This window comes from Mesorhizobium waitakense, from assembly GCF_056431085.1.
The window spans coordinates 1-1,426 of sequence record NZ_JBWKME010000229.1; the positions used below are offsets into that span (position 1 = coordinate 1).

The 1,426-nt window shown below is 64.9% G+C and carries 1 protein-coding gene; it reads left to right on the forward strand.

Annotated elements, in window-relative coordinates:
• Nucleotides 1–41: 41 nt before the first annotated feature.
• The coding region (locus AC07FD_RS39430) for an IS701 family transposase (protein WP_478354200.1) at nucleotides 42–1,426 on the forward strand (1,385 nt) is incomplete at its 3' end.

Here is a 1,426-nt window from a genome sequence, read left to right on the forward strand (position 1 = left end):
GGATTTGTTAGCGTGCTGATTCGTGATCAGGGAAGCGCGCCATGCCCGACTGGACAGCCGAGAGTGAAGCCGCATTTGACGCCTATGTCGATGCTTTGATCGGGGTGATCGGCCACGCCGACCGGGCTGAGCCGCTGAAGGATTATTGCCTCGGACTTCTGATGCCGATGGAACGCAAGAGCGTGGAGCCGTTGGCGGCCGTCACGGCGCCGTCGCGGGTGGCGGCCAAGCATCAGTCTCTGCTGCATTTCGTGGGACAGGCGCCGTGGTCGGACGCGGCCTTGCTGGCACGGGTTCGCGACTGGGTTCTTCCACAGATCGAGCAGCGCGGACCGATCCGGGCGTGGATCGTCGACGACACGGGCTTTCCCAAGAAGGGCAAGCACTCGGTGGGCGTAGCGCGCCAGTATTGCGGCCAGTTGGGCAAGCAGGACAACTGTCAGATTGCGGTTAGCCTATCGATCGCCAATGATGCAGCCTCGCTTCCGATCGCCTACCAATTATATCTCCCGCACATCTGGGCGGAGAATCCGGAACAACGCAAGAAGGCCAAGATTCCGGCAGAGATCACGTTCCAGACCAAGCCGCAGATCGCGCTCGAGCAGATCAAGACGGCCAAGGCCGATGGCGTCGCGCCCGGCGTGGTTCTGGCCGACGCCGGATATGGCGCCGACGGCGGTTTCCGCGCCGGCCTGTCCGAGCTCGATCTGACATATGTGGTGGGCGTTCAGCCCACGCTCAGCGTCTGGCGTCCAGGCGAGAGCCCCCTGCCGCCCAAGCCTTGGAGCGGAAGAGGCCGGCCGCCGTCCCGGGTCGGCCGAACCGACAATCACAAGCCGGTCTCGGCCAAGGCCCTGGCCGAGGAGTTCGACGCCGAGGCTTGGCGCACGATCGCCTGGCGTGAAGGAACCAACACCGAGCTCAAGTCCCGCTTCGCCGCCGTGCGCTTGCGGCCGGCATCCAGGGACTACAATCGGCCCGAGGCTCACGCCGAAGAGTGGCTCCTGATCGAGTGGCCTGAAGGCGAGGTCGAGCCGAGCAAATATTGGCTCTCCACCTTGCCGGCCGGCGCTACAATCACCCAGCTGGTCGACGCCGCCAAGCTGCGTTGGCGGATCGAGCGAGACTATCAGGAGCTCAAGCAGGAGCTGGGACTGGGCCACTACGAAGGCCGAGGTTGGCGGGGCTTCCACCACCACGCCAGTCTCTGTATCGCCGCCTATGGCTTCCTGATCTCTCTGAGGGAGACGATTCCCCCCTCAGCTCCGGCTCGCGCCCAGAGCCGCCAAACATCTGGTCTTCCCGACGGTTATCGACCCCGCGGATCCTCCGATCCGACCAGAGCGGCACGTCCCGACCTCGATCCCCACCATCCGGCGACGCCTGACCGTGGCCCTGGCCAACCGCCTGCAACGATGTCCATGCT